The 24,023-nt window shown below is 46.8% G+C and carries 23 protein-coding genes, 1 tRNA gene and 1 pseudogene; 14 read left to right on the plus strand and 11 right to left on the minus strand.

What is annotated here, in order from left to right; genetic code table 11:
• The first annotated feature begins 388 nt into the window (after nucleotides 1–388).
• From H6F66_RS01740 to H6F66_RS01755, 4 genes are all read left to right on the plus strand, one after another.
• Nucleotides 389–1,213, plus strand: coding sequence for a Tic22 family protein (locus tag H6F66_RS01740; RefSeq protein WP_190417619.1), 825 nt, complete (start codon nucleotides 389–391; stop codon nucleotides 1,211–1,213).
• Between the two features lie 3 nt (nucleotides 1,214–1,216).
• Complete coding sequence (gene prmC / locus H6F66_RS01745) at nucleotides 1,217–2,146, plus strand: peptide chain release factor N(5)-glutamine methyltransferase (RefSeq protein ID WP_190417621.1); 930 nt, start codon at nucleotides 1,217–1,219, stop codon at nucleotides 2,144–2,146.
• A 206-nt stretch (nucleotides 2,147–2,352) separates the two neighbouring features.
• The gene (locus H6F66_RS01750) at nucleotides 2,353–2,952 is read left to right on the plus strand and encodes an L-threonylcarbamoyladenylate synthase (protein ID WP_190417622.1); all 600 of its coding nucleotides are present in this window, start codon (nucleotides 2,353–2,355) and stop codon (nucleotides 2,950–2,952) included.
• 99 nt (nucleotides 2,953–3,051) lie between these two features.
• Complete coding sequence (locus H6F66_RS01755) at nucleotides 3,052–3,900, plus strand: HAMP domain-containing sensor histidine kinase (protein WP_190417624.1); 849 nt, start codon at nucleotides 3,052–3,054, stop codon at nucleotides 3,898–3,900.
• On the opposite strand, the gene H6F66_RS01760 is transcribed toward H6F66_RS01755, so the two are convergent.
• The 4 genes and pseudogenes from H6F66_RS01760 to rplU all read right to left on the minus strand — a co-directional run.
• Entirely contained in the window at nucleotides 3,893–4,345 is a 453-nt protein-coding gene (locus H6F66_RS01760) for a GNAT family N-acetyltransferase (RefSeq protein ID WP_190417626.1), read from the minus strand. The two genes, H6F66_RS01755 and H6F66_RS01760, sit on opposite strands and share 8 nt — an antisense overlap.
• Before the next feature lie 124 nt (nucleotides 4,346–4,469).
• Nucleotides 4,470–5,447, minus strand: a complete 978-nt coding sequence (gene hemB / locus H6F66_RS01765) for a porphobilinogen synthase (protein WP_190417628.1) — start codon at nucleotides 5,445–5,447, stop codon at nucleotides 4,470–4,472.
• Between the two features lie 287 nt (nucleotides 5,448–5,734).
• Nucleotides 5,735–6,040 carry a 50S ribosomal protein L27 gene (gene rpmA / locus H6F66_RS01770; protein ID WP_190417630.1) on the minus strand — a complete coding sequence of 102 codons (306 nt, stop codon included), beginning with the start codon at nucleotides 6,038–6,040 and terminating at the stop codon, nucleotides 5,735–5,737.
• 323 nt (nucleotides 6,041–6,363) lie between these two features.
• Nucleotides 6,364–6,690, minus strand: a pseudogene (gene rplU / locus H6F66_RS28155) (50S ribosomal protein L21); the annotation flags it as partial.
• Nucleotides 6,691–6,958: 268 nt separating this feature from the next.
• On the opposite strand from rplU, the gene H6F66_RS01780 reads away from it, so the two are divergent.
• Together H6F66_RS01780 and H6F66_RS01785 are read left to right on the plus strand one after the other, a co-directional pair.
• A complete protein-coding gene (locus H6F66_RS01780) occupies nucleotides 6,959–9,808 on the plus strand; it encodes a pentapeptide repeat-containing protein (RefSeq protein WP_199295014.1) in 2,850 nt (949 codons plus the stop codon).
• Nucleotides 9,809–10,007: 199 nt separating this feature from the next.
• Entirely contained in the window at nucleotides 10,008–10,772 is a 765-nt protein-coding gene (locus H6F66_RS01785; protein WP_190417634.1) for a DUF4058 family protein, read from the plus strand.
• Nucleotides 10,773–10,887: 115 nt separating this feature from the next.
• Here H6F66_RS01785 and H6F66_RS01790 read toward each other — a convergent pair whose 3' ends face one another.
• Nucleotides 10,888–11,481, minus strand: coding sequence for a MarC family protein (locus H6F66_RS01790; RefSeq protein WP_190417636.1), 594 nt, complete (start codon nucleotides 11,479–11,481; stop codon nucleotides 10,888–10,890).
• 2 nt (nucleotides 11,482–11,483) lie between these two features.
• Here H6F66_RS01790 and H6F66_RS01795 point away from each other — a divergent pair, with 2 nt between their 5' ends.
• Nucleotides 11,484–11,690 (plus strand): hypothetical protein, encoded by a 207-nt coding sequence (locus tag H6F66_RS01795; protein ID WP_190417638.1) that lies wholly within the window; start codon nucleotides 11,484–11,486, stop codon nucleotides 11,688–11,690.
• A 135-nt stretch (nucleotides 11,691–11,825) separates the two neighbouring features.
• Here H6F66_RS01795 and H6F66_RS01800 read toward each other — a convergent pair whose 3' ends face one another.
• Nucleotides 11,826–12,038: a hypothetical protein gene (locus H6F66_RS01800; RefSeq protein WP_190417640.1), complete on the minus strand. Its 213-nt coding sequence runs from the start codon at nucleotides 12,036–12,038 to the stop codon at nucleotides 11,826–11,828.
• 261 nt (nucleotides 12,039–12,299) lie between these two features.
• Between H6F66_RS01800 and H6F66_RS01805 the strand changes: the two genes are divergently transcribed.
• A complete protein-coding gene (locus H6F66_RS01805; RefSeq protein WP_190417642.1) occupies nucleotides 12,300–13,112 on the plus strand; it encodes a carbon-nitrogen hydrolase family protein in 813 nt (270 codons plus the stop codon).
• Between the two features lie 397 nt (nucleotides 13,113–13,509).
• Here H6F66_RS01805 and fba read toward each other — a convergent pair whose 3' ends face one another.
• The 3 genes from fba to H6F66_RS01820 form a co-directional block, all read right to left on the minus strand.
• Complete coding sequence (gene fba / locus H6F66_RS01810; protein ID WP_190417644.1) at nucleotides 13,510–14,589, minus strand: class II fructose-bisphosphate aldolase; 1,080 nt, start codon at nucleotides 14,587–14,589, stop codon at nucleotides 13,510–13,512.
• Nucleotides 14,590–14,817: 228 nt separating this feature from the next.
• Nucleotides 14,818–14,889 (minus strand) — tRNA-Lys (locus tag H6F66_RS01815).
• Nucleotides 14,890–14,956: 67 nt separating this feature from the next.
• Entirely contained in the window at nucleotides 14,957–15,826 is an 870-nt protein-coding gene (locus H6F66_RS01820) for an aldose epimerase (RefSeq protein WP_190417646.1), read from the minus strand.
• Nucleotides 15,827–16,173: 347 nt separating this feature from the next.
• Between H6F66_RS01820 and H6F66_RS01825 the strand changes: the two genes are divergently transcribed.
• Both H6F66_RS01825 and H6F66_RS01830 read left to right on the plus strand, forming a co-directional pair.
• Nucleotides 16,174–16,416, plus strand: a complete 243-nt coding sequence (locus H6F66_RS01825) for a hypothetical protein (RefSeq protein WP_190417752.1) — start codon at nucleotides 16,174–16,176, stop codon at nucleotides 16,414–16,416.
• 830 nt (nucleotides 16,417–17,246) lie between these two features.
• Nucleotides 17,247–17,558 (plus strand): DUF6679 family protein, encoded by a 312-nt coding sequence (locus H6F66_RS01830; RefSeq protein WP_190417754.1) that lies wholly within the window; start codon nucleotides 17,247–17,249, stop codon nucleotides 17,556–17,558.
• Between the two features lie 94 nt (nucleotides 17,559–17,652).
• On the opposite strand, the gene H6F66_RS01835 is transcribed toward H6F66_RS01830, so the two are convergent.
• Nucleotides 17,653–19,332 (minus strand): MBL fold metallo-hydrolase, encoded by a 1,680-nt coding sequence (locus H6F66_RS01835; protein ID WP_190417647.1) that lies wholly within the window; start codon nucleotides 19,330–19,332, stop codon nucleotides 17,653–17,655.
• A 237-nt stretch (nucleotides 19,333–19,569) separates the two neighbouring features.
• Between H6F66_RS01835 and H6F66_RS01840 the strand changes: the two genes are divergently transcribed.
• Entirely contained in the window at nucleotides 19,570–20,166 is a 597-nt protein-coding gene (locus tag H6F66_RS01840; RefSeq protein WP_190417648.1) for a DNA-3-methyladenine glycosylase, read from the plus strand.
• Here H6F66_RS01840 and H6F66_RS01845 read toward each other — a convergent pair.
• Nucleotides 20,163–20,678: a sporulation/spore germination protein gene (locus tag H6F66_RS01845; RefSeq protein ID WP_190417649.1), complete on the minus strand. Its 516-nt coding sequence runs from the start codon at nucleotides 20,676–20,678 to the stop codon at nucleotides 20,163–20,165. The genes H6F66_RS01840 and H6F66_RS01845 overlap by 4 nt on opposite strands.
• Before the next feature lie 232 nt (nucleotides 20,679–20,910).
• Here H6F66_RS01845 and mgtE point away from each other — a divergent pair, with 232 nt between their 5' ends.
• From mgtE to H6F66_RS01860, 3 genes are all read left to right on the plus strand, one after another.
• A complete protein-coding gene (gene mgtE / locus H6F66_RS01850) occupies nucleotides 20,911–22,263 on the plus strand; it encodes a magnesium transporter (protein ID WP_190417650.1) in 1,353 nt (450 codons plus the stop codon).
• Nucleotides 22,264–22,338: 75 nt separating this feature from the next.
• Nucleotides 22,339–23,367 carry an aspartate carbamoyltransferase catalytic subunit gene (locus H6F66_RS01855; RefSeq protein ID WP_190417651.1) on the plus strand — a complete coding sequence of 343 codons (1,029 nt, stop codon included), beginning with the start codon at nucleotides 22,339–22,341 and terminating at the stop codon, nucleotides 23,365–23,367.
• 106 nt (nucleotides 23,368–23,473) lie between these two features.
• Complete coding sequence (locus tag H6F66_RS01860; RefSeq protein ID WP_190417653.1) at nucleotides 23,474–23,968, plus strand: molybdenum cofactor biosynthesis protein MoaE; 495 nt, start codon at nucleotides 23,474–23,476, stop codon at nucleotides 23,966–23,968.
• The last annotated feature ends 55 nt before the right edge of the window (nucleotides 23,969–24,023 follow it).

The following is a 24,023-nucleotide window of genomic DNA, read 5'->3' on the forward strand; positions in this document are numbered from 1 at the left end:
GATGCTGCCGTGGGAAAAAAGCGGATAACCTAGGGAAGTAGGGGCTGGAACCGAGGCGAAGCTTAAATAGTCATTGTAAGGTGACAATTCGCCGTCATGACACAGCACCACTACTTAGGGAATCCTATTTTCCAGTAGAACGCATTGAGGATGAGAATATTAGCGATCACTAATATTCTATTGACATTAGGTGTCAGGAAGTAGTATATGGGGGATTAAAGTTTTCAAAAATGGCAGTCGCCACAAAACAGCAGAACAGATACAGTTTAGTTAGAAACAAAATTTGACCCGGATGAACGGGGACGGCTTAAAAGAGGAAACATTTCGCCTGGTCTGGACTCTATTTGGTAAGACGAGGTATCCAAAGGAAAAATTTGAGGGAATTCTGATGAAATCATTAGTTCGTTTGGGCGCAACACTGGGTCTAGTTGGCGGTATCCTCCTGGGAGGACTACCTGCAATGGAAAATCTGCGGGCGATCGCATTGCCAGAAGATCAGGTCGTAAAAAAGTTAGCTGAAGTACCCGTATTTACGCTCACCAATGCTCAAGGTGACTTCGTGGTTCGCTCGATAAAGAACGAAAACCAGACTGTTTCACAGGTGGGCTTTTTTGTCAGCAAGCAAGATGCTCAAAAATTTCTCGACGACCGGCTGAAAAAGGAGAATCCTCAGCTGGCAAACACAATGAAGGTGGTTGCCGTGTCCTTGGGAGACTTTTACACGATGGCTCAAGCCAGTAAAAAGAAGCCAGATGGTACAGTTTTTACTCTAGTTCCCGCGCAGCAGCAGGTTGAATTGGCAAGAACGCTGCTGACTCAGAGCGGTCAACAAGGGCAGCAATTTAATGGTATTCCCCTCTTTGTACCCAAGTTTAAAAAAGATAATAACTATCTGACTATTCCACTGGGCAATGAGCGGTTTATTCCTTTCTATTTTGACAAACAGCAAGCCGTGGCTCTCATAGACCGCTTTAAGCAAGCTGTCCCTGCTGAAGCAGCTAACACTGAGATTCAGGTGGTGGATTTGCAAAGTGTTATTCAAACCTTGCTAACCAGCAATGATCCTGGTCTAAGCAAAATTGTCTTGTATCCGTCGCAGGAGTCAATACAATTTATCCGCACCCTGCAACCCGCAGCTGGGCAGAATCAAGCTCAGCCAGCAAGACCTCAACAACAACAGCCAGCAACAAGACCTCAACAACCCAGACGTTGAGATATGAATGACCCGCAGTCGCCAACAGTTTCAGGTCGGGAACTCTTGTCTTGGCGCAACTGGGCAAGAGATGTGGCTAAGTCTGCTGATGTTGACCCAACTGAAGTAGACTGGCTGCTTTTAGAAGTTGCCGATGTAAATCGGTTGGCGCTGCGGTTAGATTCTTTCCAAGGCAGAACCCAGATAAAGGTAAAGCTGCCGTTGTCAGTCTTAACCCAGATGTGGCAACGGCGAATTTACGATCGCTTGCCGATACAGTACATCGCTGGTGTTACACCTTGGCGTAATTTTTCTTTGGCGGTAACTCCGGCGGTGTTGATTCCCCGACCGGAGACAGAATATCTGATTGATTTGGCAGTTACTGCTGCTAAAGAAAGCCAAGTTACGCAAAGTTTAAAGCAAGGACACTGGGCAGATTTGGGAACAGGTAGTGGCGCGATCGCTCTTGGTTTAGCAGATGGCTTAAGACAGGCAACAATTCATGCCGTCGATTTTAGCCCTGAGGCTCTTGCGATCGCCCAATACAATGCTCTTAATCTGGGTTTTGCCACTCGGATTCATTTCTATCAAGGTTCCTGGTGGGAGCCTTTACACGCCCTCAAAGGCAAACTCAGCGGCATGGTTTCCAACCCGCCGTACATTCCTAGCAGTTTGGTGCCTTCTCTACAACCGGAAGTGGCGAAGCACGAACCCCATCTCGCCCTAGATGGGGGCAAGGATGGCCTTGATTGCATTCGCCATTTGGTAGAGAAAGCACCTGAATTTCTGAATCCGGGCGGTATTTGGCTAATTGAAATGATGGCGGGACAAGCCGATGCTGTTGTTCAATTGTTGCAAGAAGAAGGGCGTTACTGCGACATTTCAATTCATGCCGATTTCGCTGGAATTGAACGTTTTGCTCTTGCTTATATTAAAAATGAGGAAATTTCTTGAAATGCCTATTTTTATATGGTATATTTAACTTTATAATAAAGTTTTAAGTAATTTTATTAATAGTAAAAATGTGTAAATAGTTAAAAAAATAGACAGATTTCCATTATCTAAATATAGCATAAAATGGCTATAGCAAAAAATAAAAAGTTAATAATAGTAAGTTAATTTTAAAGCAGAAAATCAAGGTAAATTCAATCCAAAATCGAATGGTACAAGTTTCAATTGATGCCCTGATAAAAGGCGCTCTTTCTGGGTGTTTGGTGAGCTTTCCCACAGATACAGTACCAGCATTAGCAGTACAGCCGGAACACTCAGAGCTAATTTTTACGGCAAAACAGCGGAGTGGAGATAAACCGTTGATTTTGATGGGAGCAACGCCAGCAGATTTATGGACTTTTGTAACTGGAAGTGCGGCGGAATGGGAGATTTGGCAACAAGTTGCTTTGCAATATTGGCCGGGAGCGATAACGTTAGTATTGCCAGCTTCAGAGTGTGTCCCAAGAACCATGAACCCGACTGATCCCAGCACAATAGGAGTGAGAGTGCCAAATTGCGCGATCGCTCGTAAAATTCTGGCACAAACTGGCCCCTTAGCAACTACCAGCGCCAATCGTTCTGGGGAACCACCCCTCGAAACAATGACCGAAATCGAAGCGCAGTTTCCCAATGTCTTAACTCTGCCACCCTCGGAATTAGAGACTGAAAAATTGGCGCTTGGTGTTCCTTCCACCGTTGCCAAATGGACAGACAGCAAATGGGAAATTTTGCGGCAAGGAGCAGTTAAATTGGAAGGAACTGGGAACTAAAGACTCTTGATTAGAGATATTTTCTGATAATTAATTTCTAATTCCCCATACAGGGTAACTTTTCCTCAATCCTCAAAATCTAAAAACCGATATATTTTTATGCCCCAAGACGCTAACTCAAACTTGGAAGCCATTTTAGAGGAACTCAAGCAAACCCAACTTGCTTGTAACATGGCAACAGAAATGGGCCAGTTTAAAGCGGGTTTTTTGGCGCGGACTTCCCATGAATTGCGATCGCCCTTAAACAGTTTAATCGGTCTACATCAGCTAATTTTGTCAGATTTGTGTGACTCTCCAGAGGAAGAACGAGAGTTTATAGCCCAAGCTCACGCCTCTGCACTTAAACTGGTAAAACTTTTAGACGAAATTATTGCCGTTGCCAAAACCCAACATGGCACCAATCGGCTAGAAATTCAGCCCGTACAGATAGCTAATGTTTTTGAGCAAGTCTATAACTTTACGCACCTGCAAGCAGCTAATCGCAGCATTCGCTTAGAAGTATCGCCCCCTGATCCAGAAATTTACGTTTTGGCAGATCCGCGACGGTTACAGCAAGTGGTGCTGAATTTAGTTGATAGCGCGATCGCTCGTATGGACGGAGGTAGCATTCGGGTTTCGGGTTCTCCCTCACCAGCATCTGATTATCTCCACATCTGGATTGACGTTCAAGGGGAGGGAACCTCCCACCCTTGGAGCGAGCCTGTGGATTTGCTCAATACCGAGAAAAAGACAGAAGAACAGGTAAAAAATCCAGACAAGCAGCCTGTAAAAGAGCCACTGCTATCAGCAGGGATGAATCTGTTAATCAATCAAACTTTGCTGGAAGTCATGCAGGGACGACTAGAAGTGGTGGCGGGACAACCAGCCGACACCCCTGCTACTTCAGCACCAGAAAATCTTACCAGGCTTCAGCTTTCGATTCCCCTCGTGACACCAGAGACTATCTAACCTGGACAGGCTGAGGCTCAGCTACCGGCTGGTTATTATACAGCACCATCGTTGTACTGGGATTGCTATATTCAAATCCAATACGGGCGTAAAAGCCTTGTTGATAGGTAGTCAACAAGTAAACGCGCTCTACTCGGCTCAGGCGGGGATGGCTGATAAGTGTTTCCACTAACTTGCGTCCGAGTCCTGCACCTTGGTAGTCCGGGTGAATGATCACATCCCAGATAGTGGCACGGTAGACACCATCGGAAGTGGCTCTGGCGAATCCGATCATGCGATCGCCATCCCAGACGCTGATCGCCGGCTCACTGTTAGCGATCGCCACTTCTAAATCCTCAATTTTTCGACTTTGCGCCCAGAAGGCGGCTATTTGAAACAACTCCAGCAGTTGTTTGAAGTCGATCTTTGATTTATTGTCACAAAACTGGATATGACGGCAATCCATCGTCATCAGTAACCTAGATTTTCGTACTGGGTCATTTTACTAACCACACAGCAGCCGATTGGTGTCCAACGTCACCGAAATTAAATTGAATTTCAGCTAATTCTGGCTTTACCTATTGCCTAAATTACAACCAACGAGCAGCATCTTTGGCGTGATAGGTGAGAATCAAATCTGCACCAGACCGCTTAAAGCCAGTCAAAGTTTCCATCACAACTCGCTGTTCGTCAATCCAGCCATTTAAAGCAGCGGCTTTAACCATCGCGTATTCCCCAGAGACATTGTAGGCCGCTACTGGTAAATTTGTTGCTTCCTTCACCCGCCAGATAATATCCATATAAGCTAAAGCGGGTTTAACCATCAGCATATCTGCACCTTCAGCGATATCAAGTTCAATTTCTTTAATCGCTTCGCGGGCATTACCTGGGTCCATTTGGTAGGTTCTGCGATCGCCAAACTGAGGAGCCGAGTCAGCAGCATCCCGGAAAGGGCCATAGTAAGCTGAAGCATACTTCGCAGCATAGGAAAGAATCGGTATATCCTCATACCCTGCCGCATCCAATCCTTCCCGAATCGCCTGCACAAAACCGTCCATCATCCCGGAAGGCGCAATAATATCAGCACCAGCCTTAGCTTGAGCAACGGCCGTTTTCTTTAGCAACTCCAGCGTCGGGTCATTCAAAACGCGACCAGACAAGTCACCAACTTGTAAATAACCGCAGTGACCGTGACTCGTGTACTCGCACAGGCAAGTATCGGCAATCACAACTAAATCCGGCACCGCTTCTTTCACCGCGGTTGCTGCTTTTTGCACAATTCCGCAATCGTGCCAAGCGCCAGTCGCATCTGTATCCTTATCTTCAGGAATGCCAAATAGAATAATCCCTGGGATGCCGAGGTCATAAACTTCTTTTGCCTCTTCCACAATTTTGTCTACCGATAGTTGATAGACTCCCGGCATAGATTTCACTTCTTTAGCGATTCCCTGTCCTGGCACCGCAAACAGAGGATAGATTAAATCGCTTGTGGTAAGAACAGTCTCGCGCACCATCCGGCGTAGTTGGGGTGAAGTGCGAAGGCGGCGAGGGCGATGTATAGGGAACATGGCGTTTGGTGTAGTTGTTAATTGTTAAAACTGTTTTTTGCTGGTTTAAAAAGTTTATCGTTTTGTTTCCTGTAGCAACTCTATTATTTCGTAAAGTTCTGTGACATCTAGTTACCAGGCTCAGCCTGATAGCGAAGTTGGGCAGGTTCTGCCTCCCCCTAATTTTGACAAAGTATCCTTTTTGACATTTTGCCCAGTAGGAAATCGACGCACCTCCTACTTTTGCCACATACTCTTTGAAATAAAAAGGCACCCCGCCGGGTGCCTCTAGATTACCGACAAAACAATTAAGCTTGTGCGGTTGCCAGTTCTTCCTCAGCAGGTGCCTCAGCTGCCGCTGGCACTGGGTAAACGCTTACCTTCTTGCGGTATCTTTCCTTTCTTTCAAAGGTGACAACGCCATCGACTAGAGCAAACAAAGTATAGTCTTTGCCGACACCGACGTTTTGCCCAGCGTGAAATGTAGTTCCCCGCTGACGCACCAAAATATTACCAGCCCTGACAACTTGACCGCCGAAGCGTTTTACGCCTAAACGTTGGGCATTAGAGTCACGACCGTTGCGCGTACTACCTGTACCTTTCTTGTGAGCCATAGTTTCCTCAATTTTTCTTATCTATTTACTATTGTGCTGTAGTTTCATTCCTCAGTTGCCAGAGTTTCCACAGCTTCTTGAGCTTCATCTAGGGATGTGGTCAGAGTTTCCACTGGCGCAGACTCTTCAGCATCTGGGTTTTGCTCAACCAGCTCTTGCACAGCCTCTTGAGCCTCTTCTATCGCATGAGCTATGACTTCCACTGGCGCGGGTTCCTCAGCAACAGACTCCTCTACCGCCGGGGTTTCGGGGAGTTCTGATGGGTAAGGCGCAGTATCTGGATCTTCAAGCACTGGCGTTTGGGCTGATTCTTGCTGTGAGAATAGCACTGAGCCATTCATGCTGATGGAGTTAATCATCAGCTGGGTAATTTCCTGACGATGCCCTTTCTTCCGGCGGGTTTTCTTTTTGGGCTTCATCTTGTAGACGATGACTTTCTTGCCTCGGCGGTGTCTCATCACCGTCCCTTCTACAGTCGCGCCTTCGATGAAAGGTTGCCCGATGGTGACATCGCCATCGTTCTGAACGAACAACACCTTATCGATGGTGATATCCGTGTCTGGCTCGACGTGAAGTAGTTCGATATCGTAAAAGCGGCCTGGTTCGACTCTCAGCTGTTTGCCGCCAGTCTCAATAATTGCGTAACTCATGGGATAGTCCTTGGGGTTGCCGTACAGGTAGCTGGCTCATCTTTAGTAAATGACACCCGCACCGTCAAGGGTGGGGCTACACAAACGAAGCCTGACGAGAGCAGGCTATGTCAGTGATGCCAGCTTTTGGAATGTCTCAACCTGATCCGAGCAGGAATAGACAGACAATCTACTATCATCGTTGATTTTTTGGGTTTTTGTCAAGAACGCGATCGCGCTTTCTTCAGAAAATATGAGAGATATCCAACTGAGGGCAGATGCTTAATAGTTGAGTTATTTTGGACTCATCAGCACGGACAGTAGCGATCGCATGACGAACCTCAAGCAGATTTGGCAGTTTTTGAACACTGATATTCGGGAATTAGGAAAACCCGGAGATGTAGCCGAGACTGGGACAGAGATTACTAAATTTGCGCTGGAATTCGGGCTGGCTTTAGGTTTATTCTCTGCAACTGCAAGCCCCGCTGGAATTATTGTAGCCGGGCTATCAGGGACGAAACTAGCAATCCAAGGCGTGAGGCTGTACCGCAACAAGACGAATCAAGAACAATCCTTATCCTTAGAGGAATGGGTAGCGATCGCATCTCCTCTGGCTTATCTAGAAAGCTTCAATGAATTGGTGCAAAGTAATGACTTATTACAGCAAGTCAATTTACAGCCAGCAATTGCACCCTCTCCCGCAAATATTGCCCAACAGCAAAGCGTAAGACTGGGAGAATTTCGACTAGATGAGCATCTTGCTAGAAATGTTCTCACCTGCTTCCACGAATCGGAATTAGCCCAAGTTTTAAATCAGGTATTGTCAAAGAAACTGCAACAAGCAGGAATAAATAAGTACGACGCTGATATTTTAACAGCTTGGGTAGCTTGGAATACTCATCAACATCTGAAAAAAGCCTTAGATGATGCTGAGGATTCTGTTAGGGAACGGGCAGAATTGTATTTAGCTGGCAGGCGACAAGAATCAGACAAATACTATAGTATCAATACTTATTTAGATGAACAAATTGCTACTAAGCCGCTAGAGAAAGTATTTGCTGAAAGCTTCACTTTCAAAGATATTTATGTACCGTTGAAAGCACAGTCAGTAAATACAGATGGTCAGCCTGATAAAGATGCAGAACCAATTGAGATTGAAGGCTGGGCAAAGGCGATGCTAGCCGATGCCCAGAAACAAGACAAGGTGATGTTTATCCAAGGCGGGCCGGGAAGAGGAAAAAGTGTTTTTTGTCGGATGTTTGCTGAGTTGGTGCGGCAGCATTTGCATCCAGTTTGGACACCAATCTTGATTCGGTTGCGGGATATCAGGGCATTTGAAAAGAGTTTTGAAAAAACTTTGCAAGCAGCAGTAGGTTGTGATTTTGTCACCAAGGATGATGGCTGGTTGACCGATAGAAATACCCGATTTTTGTTTTTGCTGGATGGATTTGATGAATTAGTAATGGAGAGAGGAACTAGCCAGGAATTAAAGGATTTTCTCTGGCAAGTAGAAGATTTTCAAGGTAGCTGCCAGCGAAATTCGGAAAAAGAACATCGAGTTATTATTACAGGCAGACCTTTGGCACTACAAGGTATCGAAGGAAGAATGCCTCCCAACATGGAACGAGTGGAACTGCTGCCAATGGATGACGAACTCCAGCAGCAGTGGTTTACTAAATGGGAAACTCAAGTTGGAGGGGATAAAACTTCCGCATTTCAGCAATTTTTGCAAGATAAACGCTGTCCAGATAGAGTGCGAGAATTAGCCAAAGAACCGCTATTGCTTTATCTGTTGGCGGCGATGCACCGGGATGGCAAATTGACGGTAGAAATGTTTGAGGGTGCTAGCGGTGTCGGCGCAAAAATCCTCATTTACGAGCAATCTTTAGAGTGGGTACTGACGGAACAACGTCCAAAATGGCTGAATCGAGAACTAACCGGACAGGAAACGGCAGGACTGCGCCGGATTTTGGCAGAGGCGGGGTTGTGCGTCGTGCAGTCCGGCGGGGAATGTGCCGCAGTAAAAACAATCGAGTCACGGTTGAAGGACGATGACAGTGCGATTGAGTTGATTCAACAAGCTAGAGAAAGACACGGCGAGGATGCGCTAAAAAATGCTTTGGCGGCTTTTTACCTTCAGCCGGCGACGGGTGACAAAGGCGGTTCGGTGGAATTTGCCCACAAGAGTTTTGGGGAATTTTTGTGTGCGGAACGACTCAAAGAAAGTTTAGAAGACTGGACGCGAAAGGGAGAAAAGTGGCGGGAGTTTGCTATCTCCACCGACCAAATAGACCGGGAAATCTATGATTTGTTTGGCTATGGTGGGCTGACGCCAGAAATTGTGCAATACTTGATGGCTTTATTAGCTGCCAGTACAGAATTTCAGCCCGTAAGACTATTTAAACGATTGGAGAATTTTTATCTGCGTTGGTGCGATGGAGAGTTTATCGATGCACCGCCAGAGAATCTGCCTCAGAAAAAGATGCGGCAAATGAAGGAGCAAACGCCAGAAGTCAAGTGGATTGGGCTGCGACAGGTGGATATTTATGCAGGGTTAAATGTCACGATCTTGCTCTTAGAGTTACACCGCTATGCTCAGTTAAAAGATTACTTAAAAGATCAAATGGCTTTCTTTCCCTGCGGTGAAAAAGATACTGATAGTTTTGATGAATATCGATTGATTCGCAGCATCGGTTACAGCGAATGTCTTGGTATTGGGGGCTTTTTAGAAACAGTTGGGCAATTCCTCTTTGGCGCAGACCTCAGCGGTGCAAACCTCAGCCGCGCAGACCTCAGCGGCGCAGACCTCAGCGGCGCAAACCTCATCGGCGCAAACCTCATCGGCGCAAACCTCAGCAACGCAGACCTCATCGGCGCAAACCTCAGCGGCGCACACCTCCACGGCGCAGACCTCTTTTGCGCAGGCCTCATCGGCGCAAACCTCAGGGGTGCAAACCTCAGGGGCGCAGACCTCATCGGCGCAAGCCTCATCGGCGTAGACCTCTTCGGCGCAGACCTCTTCGGCGCAGACCTCGAAAAGATTACTTGGAATGAGTATACGAATTGGGAAAATGTAACAAGTTTGGGAACAACCAAGAATGTTCCAGAAGCGTTGAAGCAACAGCTAGGGCTGGACTAGATTTATCTAGTTGAGAGCTAGTGCTAGCGCTCACCTCATTTCACAAACGCGATCATTAGGCGATCGCTGTGTTTGTGGAGTGGTTTAATAAAACGCGATCGCGTCTTATGCCCAAGCATCGTTTATCTTCTTGACTGTTATCGCTCATCTTTGCCGTGCGATCGCTATGATTGAGATGAGTTGAGGGAGAGGTCGAATCATGCGTAATCCATTCCCTGGAATGAATCCATATTTGGAAGAGCCGGAACTGTGGCACCAGGTACATAATCGCTTGATAGTAGCGATCGCAGATGACTTAACTCCGCAAATCGTTCCTAAATACCGAGTTTCAATTGAGCAGCGAGCTTATACCAGTATTTCAGGCACCTCACTGGTTGGAATTGCTGATGTAGCTGTTTCGCGTCGCAATGACTCAACCTCTAGAAATACAACGGTTGCATCTAAGCTTTCCGAACCAACTAAGGTAGTTGTACCAATTCCTGAAGAGGTAATAGAGCGCTTTCTAGAGGTGCGCTCAACTCAAACGGGCGCAGTAATTTCGGTTATCGAAATACTTTCGCCCAAAAATAAGCGTTCCCAGGAAGGTAGAGAGGCTTATGAACGCAAGCGACAACAAATTTTAGCATCAACAACCAGCTTGGTTGAAATTGATTTGCTGCGAGGAGGAGAACCAATGCTACTCCTAGGAGCAGCTAGTACGGGATACCGCGTTCTAGTTAGTCGAAGCTATCAAAGACCGGAAGCAGATTTGTATACCTTTGGGCTAAAAGAGCCGATCCCAACTTTTCCTGTACCTTTGAATCAAGGTGAACCTGAGCCAATAGTAGATTTACAGAGGTTATTGAACGAGGTTTATCAAAGGGCTAGGTTTGACTTGGCAATTGACTACTCACAGCCTGTAAAACCGTCTTTGTCGCCGGAGGAGAAAGTCTGGGTAGCAGAAATTGTTGCGGAGGGAGGGTAAGCAAGTCAAAAGTAAAAAAAAATCCCACCGGGTAGTTCCAGATACAATCGCTCTCTCTTCCCCTCTTCCTTCGCGTTCTTTGCGTCTCTGGCGTTTATGAAAACGCGATCGCATCTTACGTTAGAAACAATTCCCGAATTCCAGCACTGCCAATTTCCACCGCCAGTGCTGCTAGAAGAAAACCTAGAAGTTTAGTAATGATAACTGCCCCTTCTGGCCCGATCAAGTGGTCTACGCGAGCAGACAGACGCACAATAAACCAAGTCACGAGCATAGCAGACACAATACCAACCACCACGCTTAGATGAGCATTAGGAGACTCAGACATCAACAGCATCACCGCAGTCAGGGTTCCTGGCCCCGCCAAAAGAGGAAAAGCCAATGGAGTAATCGCCACATCCCGCGTCTCGTCAACGACGGGTGTATCCAGTTCTCCCTGGAGCATTTGTAGGGCAATTAACAGCAACAACAGGCCCCCAGCTACCCGCAAAGACCCCATGCTGATTTCTAAATATTTTAGAATCCATTTACCGCCAAAGGCAAATAGCAGCAGCACACCTGTTGCGACAATACTTGCGCGGTTCACCACATTGTCTCTTTGCTCTGATTCCATGCCTTTAGTCAGGACTAGAAATATCGGTGCATTGCCCAAGGCATCTGCTAAGACAAACACAGCAACAAAGGTTTTAACCAGAACAGAGATATCCACGATTGAAGTTTACGAAATGTTTTCTCAACCGTAATGCGATCGCTATAAAATTTCCCCATTCCGAAGGTCGATCTCAAACTAACAAGTCAGCAGCCCCAGCCCCGACTAGCGATCGCCTGTGTCTGATTTTTTTTACCTTACCCGCCCTGGATCTTCTTTCGCATCCCAGCGCGTCTACCTGCGGTTATATTTCTCTAATCTTTTCCTGAAGAAGCAGCCCAAACAATCGCTTACCTCATCTCACAGAAGCGATCGCCCTGTTCTTCTCTCTTCCTCTCGCGCCTTGCAGCCTTTCTCTAACACGTCATCATTGGTCATTCTGGTGTGCGATCGCTACTCGCCAGTCATACCAACGCCGCAAGACGCTTTGAGTGCAGCAATTCCCGCGACTCTTGCCGTACCCGACCTTCCATCGCCTCTTTCTGTAACGTAATAAAAGCCGTAAAGTCCTCGAAATCGTACTTTGTCTGTAAAAGTTGACGCAGCTGATCTTCTGCTTCCACGGTTAGATACCCAGTCGCTAAAGCTTGTTGAACAATTTTACGGATTAGACTCATAGTTATTCCCATCAGAACACGCGAATTTCCTATACAGCATTTTAACTGAAGACCAACCTTGCTTAAGATTTGTTTCGCTTTTCCGGATAGATAAACCTTATATCTATCCAAAGGAGTAGGCTAAATATCTATATCTAAAAGCTAGATTGTCTGAACCATTACCTTATTACTGCCCACAGAGGCGGCAAAGTAATAACATATATTTTTATGTTCCCAACATCACCAGCATCTAGGCTGATTTAACTAATCCACGAGAGCCACATGAAGTCCTATCTTGCCGCCGCCATACAAATGACTAGCTTGCCAGACCTGGAAAAAAACCTGGTACAGGCAGAAGAACTGATCGATCTTGCCGTGCGGCAGGGTGCCGAGTTAGTGAGCTTGCCAGAAAACTTTTCGTTCCTAGGAAAAGAGGAAGATAAGATTGCTCTTGGGGATGCGATCGCCACAAAGAGCGAAAAATTCCTCAAAACGATGGCACAGCGCTTCCAAATTACCATCTTAGGGGGCGGGTTTCCAGTTCCCGTTGACAGCCACAAAGTCTACAACACCGCCCTGCTCATCGATCCTTCAGGGCAAGAACTCGCCCGTTACGAAAAAGTGCATCTATTTGATGTTAACTTGCCCGATGGTAATACCTACCGAGAATCTAACACAGTTATGGCTGGTACTCGCATACCGCCAGTTTATCCCTCAAAGCACTTAGGTAATTTAGGGCTCTCGGTGTGCTACGATGTCCGGTTTCCGGAACTTTATCGGCACTTGGCGCAGATGGGAGCGGACATTTTCTTTGTCCCAGCTGCCTTTACCGCCTACACTGGCGCATATCACTGGCAAGTATTACTCCAAGCCAGAGCGATTGAAAACACCTGCTACATTATCGCCCCAGCCCAGACTGGGCAACACTATGCCTTACGCCAGACTCACGGACACGCGATGATTATTGATCCTTGGGGCGTTATTTTAGCGGATGCAGGGGATGCACCGGGGGTAGCGATCGCAGAAATCAACCCCTCTCGCCTCGAACAAGTCCGCCGTCAGATGCCCTCTCTGCAACATCGGGTTTTCCTGTAACTTCCCCTTAACAATACTGGCGATATGCGAAGAAAGCTGCTTACCGCCAGTATTGTTGAATGGAAAAAGTCCCGCGAACTGTTAACACCTACACTTTGCACCTTACTGACCAGGCTTCTTTGGCTTAGTAGTATTTTGGGTGCTAGTATTTTTCGGGGCGCTTCCCTGCCGTCTTGCGGGCTTGCCAATGTTAGAAGGCTGAAACTTTTTCTTAGTAGCCATAAAAATAACAAACTCTTGAAAAACAACGATACGCAGTTATACAAGGTTGTTTTGGTTGGTTCCTGAAAGTTTGCTAGGCCACTCTTCTGATACACAAAAACGGGTAGCTTTTTAGCTACCCGTCAAGGAAAATTTTCTATTTTAGATTGGCGATTAACCCATAATCCAAATTTGCTTAGACAGTCAAAGCCTCCTTGGTGACAGCGCTCAACTCGCCTTTAGCATACTTAGCAGCGAAATCATCCAGAGACACCTGCTTAATCTTGGTGCCTTGACCAGCTGCGCCAAATTGCTGATAGCGATCGCCACAAACCTTCTGCATATACTTGATAGAAGGCTTGAGGAAGTGGCGGGGGTCAAACTCCTTAGTATCTTTGGCAAGAGCTTCGCGCACTGCTGCTGTGATAGCCAAGCGGTTATCAGTGTCGATGTTCACTTTCCGAACACCGCTCTTGATACCCTTTTGAATTTCTTCTACAGGTACACCGTAGGTTTCCGGAATTGTACCGCCATACTGGTTAATCAGAGCCAGCAGGTCTTCTGGCACAGAGGAGGAACCGTGCATCACTAGGTGCGTGTTCGGCAGACGGCTGTGGATTTCTTCAATGCGGCTGATAGCCAGGATTTCCCCAGTCGGCTTGCGGGTAAACTTGTAAGCACCGTGGCTGGTACCAATAGCAACCGCCAAAGCATCTACTTGAGTTTGTTCCACGAAGGCAACAGCTTCGTCTGGGTCAGTCAGCAGCTGGTCGTGAGAGAGAACTCCTTCCGCACCGTGACCATCTTCTTTGTCACCCATGCCAGTTTCCAGAGAACCCAAGCAACCCAGTTCGCCTTCAACGCTAACGCCGATGGAGTGTGCAACTTCTACCACTTTCCGGGTGACTTCGACGTTGTACTCGAAGCTGGCTGGAGTCTTAGCATCTGCTTCTAAGGAGCCATCCATCATGACGCTGGTAAAACCGTGGCTCATGGCAGAGTAGCAGGTAGATGGTGAATTACCATGATCTTGGTGCATGGCAATGGGGATGTGGGGGTAAGTTTCCACTGCCGCTAAAATTAGATGGCGCAGAAAGTTTTCTCCAGCATACTTGCGAGCGCCGCGAGAGGCTTGCAAAATCACGGGACTATTTGTTTCATGGGCAGCCTGCATAATTGCCTGGATCTGCTCCATGTTATTTACGTTATAAGCAGGGATGCCGTAATCGTTTTCGGCCGCGTGATCCAACATCAGCCGCATTGGTACGAGCGCCATAATATATGATCCTCCTAGTTAGTGGTCGTCAAGTTAATTTGTTCTAGACGAGCGAAATTATTACGATAATCTTAAGATAGTTTACCAGTCTCTAGGGAATTATCTTAGTCAATTCATAGATTATCCCTAACTACAGCAACTATAAACTTGTTTTATATACCAAGCGCAAGAAAGTAGAAAATTCTTTTTTCTGCCTTTTGTCTTTTTCTATTTGTTTTTATGTTTATATGGGTCGCCCGGGATTCGAACCCGGAACTATTCGGTTAAAAGCCGAGTACTCTACCGTTGAGTTAGCGACCCGAAGAAATTTGTGTTTTTCGCACCGTTCATAACGATAACACGAATTACTAGAAATGCAAAACTTTTTTCAGACAAAATTTATGGCTAGGCGCACAAGTGTCTCCAAACTGGCTCCTGGTTCCAGGTGAATTAGTTGCTCACCAGTATTTAGCGCATTGCGGGCCGCACTCCAAGGTTCTATGCAGTAAAAATCTTTGCCTTTGACCGTCCAGAAGACAAAGGTGGAATAGTTATTGTCCCAGTTGAGGGTCAGATGTAAGTGACGAGCGCGATCGCTAACTGTGGCAGAATTCCCGCTAAGCTGTCGAAAAGCAACATCAATTTCATCAGAGTCTAAGTCAAAGGCACCACTAAACGAATGGGTTTGGTGGGTGCGCTGATCCAGGTATTCCGTACCGGGGATTTCAAAGCTTAGTTCACTCTTTTCCGGTGTCCAGAAGTAAGGATGCAAACCTGTGGAAAAGGGCATCACTGTCCCTGAGTGATTGGTGTAGCGCTGTCGAATTTCTAGCGTATTGCCCAACAGAACATAGGTGAAGGCGAGTTGAAAGTCAAAAGGGTAAACGGCGCGTGTGGAGTCGTTGCTGTTTAGGACAAGGGTAAGGCTTGCTTTGTCTTGAGTCTCTTGGTCGGTGACTTCCCAAGGCTGTTCGCGGGCAAAGCCATGTTGCTTGAGATGGTATGACTGACCGTTGATAGTGTATGTATTTTCGGGTAAATTCCCGCAAATCGGGAAGAGAATCGGAATCCCACCTCTGACACTCAAGTCTGGATTGGCAAACCGCTCTGCATCTAGGTAGAGGATTTCCTGACCTTTGAGACGTAGGCTGGTGATAATGCCGCCTCGTTCGGGAACAACCTCTAGGTGAGATTGGGCGGCTTGGTCTGAGAGGACATAGGTTTTGTATTGCTGTTGCTTAATGGCGATCTCAAACACCGGTTTTGTTTCCCCACTTATCGGGTGATCAGCTACCAGTCTCAAACTTTAACAAACTTTTATACCCATCCTCATTAAGTTTATGCCTTTTTAACAGTTGTTCTACTAAGCTGTCACTAAGGGATGGGTAATATATTTTACTTCGGTCAAACGCTGGAGTCTCCATGCACAAATCAGCAAGAGCGAACAGTCAATCAGTAAACCCTCAAATAGCTCGCCTTAGCTGTGACGCAAATCACAGGTGAATACCGCCTAAAATCACACTTAATGACCGATTTCAATCAATATCCACGTTTGAAAAGTATTAGATACTAAGAATACACACTCGAAGGATGCACGCCTACATCATGATTCGCACACTTGTACAATCGGCTTTCCAAACAGGTTGTCTCAGCGTTGCTTCAGAGGGATTGATTCGCCAGGTGCTGGTGAACAAATGCTACCAGTCATCGGATTTACAAGCTCTTCATTCCCTTTATGAGGCAGTGGATGCAGGTCAGATCAAAAGAGAGGCGGGCGCGGGTGTGGCAATGGTATCTTTAGGAGTCCTCGCTTTCAGACCCTTAGCAGAGGGCTGCAAAGCGTCCTGATTAATTCATTTAGGGATGCCGCAACACCGGAAAGCTACATATATTGATATATTCATAAAAATTTCTCCGTTCTAACTGCCGACTTTGCCCAAGAATTATTAGAATGATTAATAAGAACTACCAATTGCAGCTTGGATGCGCTTCTTGGAAAAAACGCGAGTAGTAATGTCAAAATTGATGGCTGCCGCAGCTTGACTTATTTCCCGCCGGTGCTTTTCTCATCAGTAACCTTCCATCTACTCTACTCAAAGCGCTTGCGTGAGACCCGCAACTATCGTAATTCAAGTTTTTCTAGTCAGCCAATGACCTTGAACGAGGATGGAAGCGAGCTTTTAAGAGAAGCAACTCGGCTTCTGGGAGCTTGTAGCTGGGGAGTATTGTGAAATTACCATCTTAAATACCACAGGATTCAAGCTAAACTTTGAGATTAAATCGGTAACATCATTTAGAACCCTCACCTTGAATTTTTGTCCTTACCCTCAATTCCCACATTTTCCTAAAAATCGGCGCCGGGCAGACCAAAAGGCATCCTCGTCAGCCCAAAAACTGGATTTCCAGCCTGAACCTGGAAAGGAAATTCTACCTGCGAGATTTTGGAGAGCGAGTTGGAGGAAAAATTCTTTTTCCCTCTCCCTGTCGGGGAAAAATCCCTATCCTCAAATTCGCTTCAAGATTCGAGAATTTGGGGAAAAGTGGGTAAAGATGAAAAGTGGAACTTGCCAGAAGTGGGGCAGTCAAATCGTATCAAGTTGGAAAGAAGTTGTGTATCCAAAAATTGGTTCACAGGTTTCTTACGGATTAAAAACTTATCAGCTCAGGAGAAGCAACCCATGCTACACCGCAAGATTTATCAACTCTGTTGCGATGGTCGTGAGGTCTGTATTTTCTTGCGGGACCAACAACGCTGGATAGAACGCGCTCGCATTCTTGACATTGAAGGAGATTTAGTAACACTCCGGTATGAAACCGAAGAAGAAGATGAAGTTTGTTCTTGGGAAGAAATGGTTCGCCTGGAAAGCATCGGTGCTGTAACTCAGAAGTTGGCTTCAGTACCGCGAGGGAATGTTGAACCTCTTGTATCTGACGATTGCCCAGAAGCTGAGCAAATTCGTCCGAGTTTCCCAGACTCGAATCCAGACTAAACAGTTAAAAAGGCAAACTTTTGAATTTTGCCTTTTTAACTATGCAACTCGAAGCCACTACCATAATCGGTACTCGGATTTGGTGGTGGTTACTTCACTCTTCAAGACTTTCTAAGTCGGTATCAGAAGGGGTAGCCGTGGGATGCGCCGTTTCAAAAACTGGACAGTATCCCTCCGGTGTCACCTTAAAACCATAGAGGGGCGAGTCTTGGTTCCAACAGCGTTGCCCCCGTTGGTGCAGGCAATTGCCACAGCATTCAATACTCAGCGGAACTTTGGCATCGCTGCTCTGACTAAGTAGTTCCCGTTGGGACAAGCCGCGCAATACCAGTTCTTCACCCTGCCAGCGGGCTTCTACTAAACCAGTGTCAGAAAAGTTAGTAAAGCGAGGGTCTAGAGCGATCGCTTCTGGTAAAGTAATTGTCACCACGGCTCCCAATTCCGACAGTTCCCCTTCATAGCTGGTCTCTGGTGCCGCAGGTTGCACAAACGTCTCGCCTATCGCGAGTTCTACCAACGTTCCCGCGCCTGGAGAATGCAAGTGGTAGCGGTTGTGTAACTCCTCCAAACCAGTTAAATCAGCCAAATAAGTCGGGGAGCCGTGAACAAAAATTACGTGCTGCGGACGGAGATTATGGATCAACTGGGTGGTTCCCAAACCATCGGAATGCTGGGCCAGTAAATAGTCCTGAGCAATCAGTGCTTCGCCGCCAGTAGTGAGGCTGTAGGGATATGGCATTGCCATGTTCCTACGTTGCTGAGGTTGTAATAATACCCAAGGCCCGGTGCCTGGTTGACAGTATTCCCTTAAATCATGACTTTCATCGGTGAGGACGATACAGGGAGACTTACCAATCGAGGAACGCTGTTCTGAAGCCAACCGGCGCACACGAGGACGCACCCGCTCATCCCAAAATAAAGATTGATGTCGGGCAAAATTTTGTACTGATGATGGGAGAGAGGATAGCAGTTCCAGATAGGCATCGCAGCCAGCTGCAACGTTGCCATCTACCCAAATGTCTAAATTTTGACCAGTGAATAGGTGGTGACTCCGCAACAGCATCAGGAGTTCTTGCCCTAGCCCTAAAGTCGGGACGGGCATTAAGACAGATTTCGCCCCAGCGATCGCTTGATTAATTCGCTCTGCAAGGTTGTTTTCTTGGTTTCGTCTGTGGGGATGACGTGCTGTGCCATAACTGCCTTCCACAATTAGCACATCAGGCTCTAAGCCGCGCAAAGCTTCCAGGGGCAACCCTTCCACCAGCCGGGAATTGGAGAGAAAGAAGTCACCTGTGTAAAGTAGCGAGTAGGTGCGTTGTGGAGCAGTGTAGGTGAGCAATATTGCCGCAGCGCCTGGTAAATGCCCGGCTGGGAACAATTCCGCCGCTAGTCCGGTTTGGAATTCCACAGGCGATCGCATCGGCAAAGCCTGACACAATTGTGGAATATCCTTAGTATCTACCTCTGGCCAATTCAGCGGCAGTAGTTGGGTTGTCACCTCACTGGCGTAAATTGGCAACTGTGGGAAAGCCTGACGTAACGCCAGTAACCCACGAGCGTGATCCGAGTGTGCATGGCTGCACAGCACCAAATCTACTGGAGGATTTCCTGCTTTCAAAAGCGGCGAAATATCCGCCAAACCACAGTCTAAAAGAACGCGGTATGGGCCCAACCGCACCAGCAAACATACCCCTTCGTCGCTATGACCAACGCCATAGGGCAAATAGGCTAGATCATCGTAGCCGTGAGATGATGCCGCGGGAGCTTGACTCATTATTCGATTGATATTTGCAATTTAAAATTGTGGATTCCGACTCAATCCAAATCGGTTTAAAATCCAAAATTAATTAGTGGGCAGAACCGTTTCCATGATAGTTGTCTGAATCGTAGAATCCATTCTTGGTGCCAAAGAACAGGCACGATACAGTAAAAAGAATTGTTAATGCCACTAAAACCAGCTTGACATCCATTTGTTTTTATGTACTCCAAGGTGTAATTAAGTATATTTACGATGAATTGTATCAAAAATAATCAAATTGTAGAACTTTGCTGGCTAGAACGTCCATCCGCGGAAGTTGCACCCGACCTAATTGGCTGTTCGCTGGTACGGCAAATGGCAGACGGAGAAATTATCCGGGGGTTAATAGTGGAAACTGAAGCTTACGGGGAAAACGATCCAGCGTGTCATGCCTATCGGCGGCGAACTGGGCGAAACTCGGTGATGTTTGGGGAGGCGGGACGAACTTATGTTTATTTAATCTATGGGATATATCACTGCCTCAACGTTGTAACAGACCGGGACGGCGTTCCTAGTGCAGTATTAATTCGGGCTTTGCAGCTAGAGTCAGTACCCAGATGGATAAATGAGCGCGACCGAGTAAAACCATCACGAATTGCGGCTGGGCCCGGGAAACTCTGTCGCGCCTTGCAAATTGATAGCACTCTCAATGCACAAGTTCTACAACCCGGTCAACCTCTGTGGTTAGAACATCGCTCCTCAGAATTTACACCCGAAATCGTCCAGACGACCCGGATTGGTTTAACTCAGGGGATTGATTTGCCTTGGCGGTGGTATCTGGGAAACTGTTCGGCTGTTTCCAAACTCTAGAGATAAATTTTCTGTCCTTGGTCTGTGAAGCTGACATCTTTAATCTTCCACGCTTGATTACTAATCAGCGTTTTTCGCAAACTGCCAAAAAGAGCGAATTGTTCGCAAGTTGACAAAGAGACAAACTTCCGTTCTTGATTTGGTGCCAGTCGCAAATCAACAGTAGCAACGCCACTTTTTTGATTAACCTTGACGCGATACCCAGCTAAATTAAAGTCGGCTGTGTCCCTTTCTTCCAAAACTTTACCAACTGCTGCTGCTACTGAATTTTTATCTGAGACAGCTACTTTTTCTGGCACTAATTCCTGACACTGATTATCCGGTTGGTAGATGGTGACAGTGACGGTGTTTTTTGAGGTGGTGGTAGTAGTTGTGCTAGCAGTATTTGAAATTGTTGTTGGATTAACTGCGTTGTCTGTTTTGCGGTTGGTAGGAGTAGTAGTGCAACTACTTAGGTTGAGGACAATTACTCCAGTTAAAAGCGGGGCGATAGATTTTTTTATAAGTTGCATAATTTTTGAAACCTATATTTGGTATTTGGATAGATTGGTGCGATCGCGCCAATTGTGAAATGCACCTTGAGGGGATAGCATATATTTACTGGCATTGCTTAGCGATATCAGTGTAGATTTCTGCGGAATTTATGGACCGAAGTCCATTAGGTGACAGTAGTAAACTCCTCTAGCGTCTGGTGGGCGATCTAGTCTTTGCCAGCGCGTGGGGAGACTAGGAATAGGAGGAAGAATGCTCACTCAAGAAGGACGTGTTGCACTGGCGGATATTGGCGACTTAAATCAGCTAAAGTCGGAATTGAATGGTTTGCCAGCGGTAGATGTGGGGGATTACATTGTAGAATTGCCTCCAGAAAAGCGGGCGATCGCATTCCGATTACTGAAGAAAGATCCGGCTATTGATGTATTTGAATATCTGCCGCCAGAGGTGCAGGAAGAATTAATTAATTCGCTGCATGACAACCAGGTGGTGCAAATTGTCGAGGCGATGCGCCCTGATGACCGGGCAGAATTGTTTGATGAGTTGCCAGCTGGAGTCGTAAGGCGGCTGTTGCAGCAACTCAGCGCTTCGGAACGGCAAGCAACAGCGAGAATTCTGGGTTATCCAGAAGGTACTGCTGGGCGCGTAATGACTACGGAATATGTATGGTTGCGGGAAGGCTTAACGGTGGGAGAAGCCTTAAGCAAAATCCGTCTGAGTGACGAAGATAAGGAAACAATTTATTACGCTTACGTCACGGACAACAACCGTAAACTGGTACGGGTGGTGTCTTTGCGGCAGCTGTTATTTTCAATTCCCGATGCCCTTATCCGTGATATTGCCAGCGATCGCGTTGTCAAAGCTACTACGGAAACGCCCCAGGAAGAAGTCGCGCAACTAATGAAGCGTTACGACTTGATCGCAGTACCTGTAGTTGACCGCGAAGACCGATTGGTAGGGATTATCACCATTGACGACGTGGTGGACATTCTAGAGGAGGAAGCAACTGAAGACATTCAGAAACTTGCCGGGGTGAGTGGTGGCGATGAAGCCGCTTTGTCGCCTCCTCACGTTACGCTTCGCAAGCGACTGCCGTGGTTGTTGGCTAATATTGGTTTGTATATTGGTGCGGCGAGTGCGATCGCGCCCTTCCAAGGTGTAATTTCGGTTGTGCCAGTTCTTGCGGTTATCATGCCGATTTTGTCTAACACCAGTGGCAATGTCGCCATTCAAGCTTTATCAGTGACAGTACGCGGACTCGGTGTAGGTGAAGTGACACCGGAAGATACGTTAAAAATTCTCCGCAAGGAAATCTTAGCGGGGTTAGGTACGGCTTTAGCTTTAAGTTTTGCCCTTGGAATCCTTTCGTTAATTTGGTCGCCGCCAAATAACCGATGGGTGGCTTTAGTTGCAGCAATGGTGATGGCTGTTAATGTTATCGTAGCCGCGACTTTGGGAACTTTGCTGCCAATGGGTTTGAAGCGGGTTAACCTCGATCCAGCTCTAATTAGCGGCCCGTTATTAACTACAATGCTGGATGCAGTGGGATTTTTGACCTTCTTATCGCTGATATCGGTTGCTTTGAGGGTAGTAGACCACAATTAAAAATGTAAAATTAAAAATTAAAAATGAAAGAACATATCTTGATTTTTTAATTTTTAATTTTTAATTATTTTTCTGATGCCTACTACCAATTGGACTCGTCACCACATTCTTTCCTTGGCAGATTTTACGCCAGATGAATACGACACTGTGCTGCAAACTGCTGCCAGTTTTCAAGAGGTGCTTTCGCGGCGGACGAAGAAAGTACCAACGCTACAAGGTCAGGTAGTCGCTAATTTGTTTTTTGAATCTTCTACCCGTACTCGCAGTAGTTTTGAACTGGCAGCAAAGCGCCTTTCTGCTGATACGCTGAATTTTGCAGCAGCAACGTCTTCTTTGACGAAGGGCGAGACAATTCTGGATACGGCGAAAACCTATCTGGCAATGGGTGCGGATATGATGGTGATTCGCCATCGCGAGGCGGGAGTGCCGCAAGCGATCGCCTTGGAAATGGATCGTTTGCGATCGCGGGTAGGTGTCCTCAATGCTGGTGATGGTCAGCACGAACACCCTTCCCAAGCACTCTTAGACTTGTTTACCATCTGCACTCTTTTAGACCCAGGCCACCCGCGACTCGAACTTCTCAAAGACAAAAAAATTGTCATTGTTGGCGATATTCTCCACTCGCGGGTAGCCAGATCGAATATCTGGAGTTTGACAGCGACAGGCGCAGAGGTTCATCTAGCTGGGCCACCCACTCTTTTACCCCAGCTTTTTGCTGCCTACGGTAGCGAGATTCATGGAGAGGAAATTTCCCAATCCCCAATCCCCAATCCCCAACGAAAGCTATTTCTCCACTGGGATTTAGAACCAGCTTTACAAAATGCCGATTTTGTGATGACGTTGCGGCTGCAAAAGGAACGCATGACTCAGCATTTGCTGCCTAGTCTGCGAGAATACCATCAACGATATGGGATAACACGCGATCGCCTGAAACTCTGTAAACAGAACGTTAAAGTGCTGCATCCAGGGCCAGTTAATCGTGGCGTGGAAATTAGTTCTGACCTGATGGACGACCCCCAGTTCAGTTTAATCTCCCAGCAGGTGACGAGCGGCGTTGCCGTTCGCATGGCACTACTTTACCTGATGGGCAGCGGCAAATCTTAATCTGTGGGTCAGCATCTTGCCATCCCCTCACTGTTGATATTTTCATAGGCTTAGGGCGCTGGATCGATCACAATAGATCCAGTTCCTTGCTTAGGATTTCAACTTGATGAATGGTGTCACCAGTCTTTTAAACACTTCCACTCAACACCACAAAGGAGACAACTTTGCCATCTCCTTTGCTCCCTTGTCACTGGAAGAAGTTTATGCCTTAGCAGATGACCCAGGTAACGGTGCCATTGTGGTGATGAGTGGAATGGTTCGCAATCAAACCGATGGTAAACCAGTAGTTGCCTTGGAGTATCAAGCTTATGAGCCGATGGCTTTACAAATCTTTAGGCAAATTGCCGCTGATATCCGCCAAACATGGCAAGATGTCAATCGGGTTGTAATTCACCATCGCATCGGACGCTTAGAAATTGGTCAAATCAGTGTGCTGGTAGCTGTGGGTTGTCCTCACCGTTCCGAAGCCTTTGAAGCCTGCCAATATGCGATTGATACCCTAAAGCACAACGCTCCAATTTGGAAAAAGGAACATTGGGCGGATGGTTCTAGTAGTTGGGTGAGTATTGGTGCTTGCGAAACTCAACAAGAGGGTTGCTAAGTCGCTAATTGGCATTTGTTGCAAAACTTTAAGTTTTCAGGTGTCGTAGGTTGCA

Origin of the sequence: Trichocoleus sp. FACHB-6 (assembly GCF_014695815.1) — a bacterium.
Lineage (GTDB): Bacteria > Cyanobacteriota > Cyanobacteriia > Cyanobacteriales > FACHB-T130 > Funiculus > Funiculus sociatus.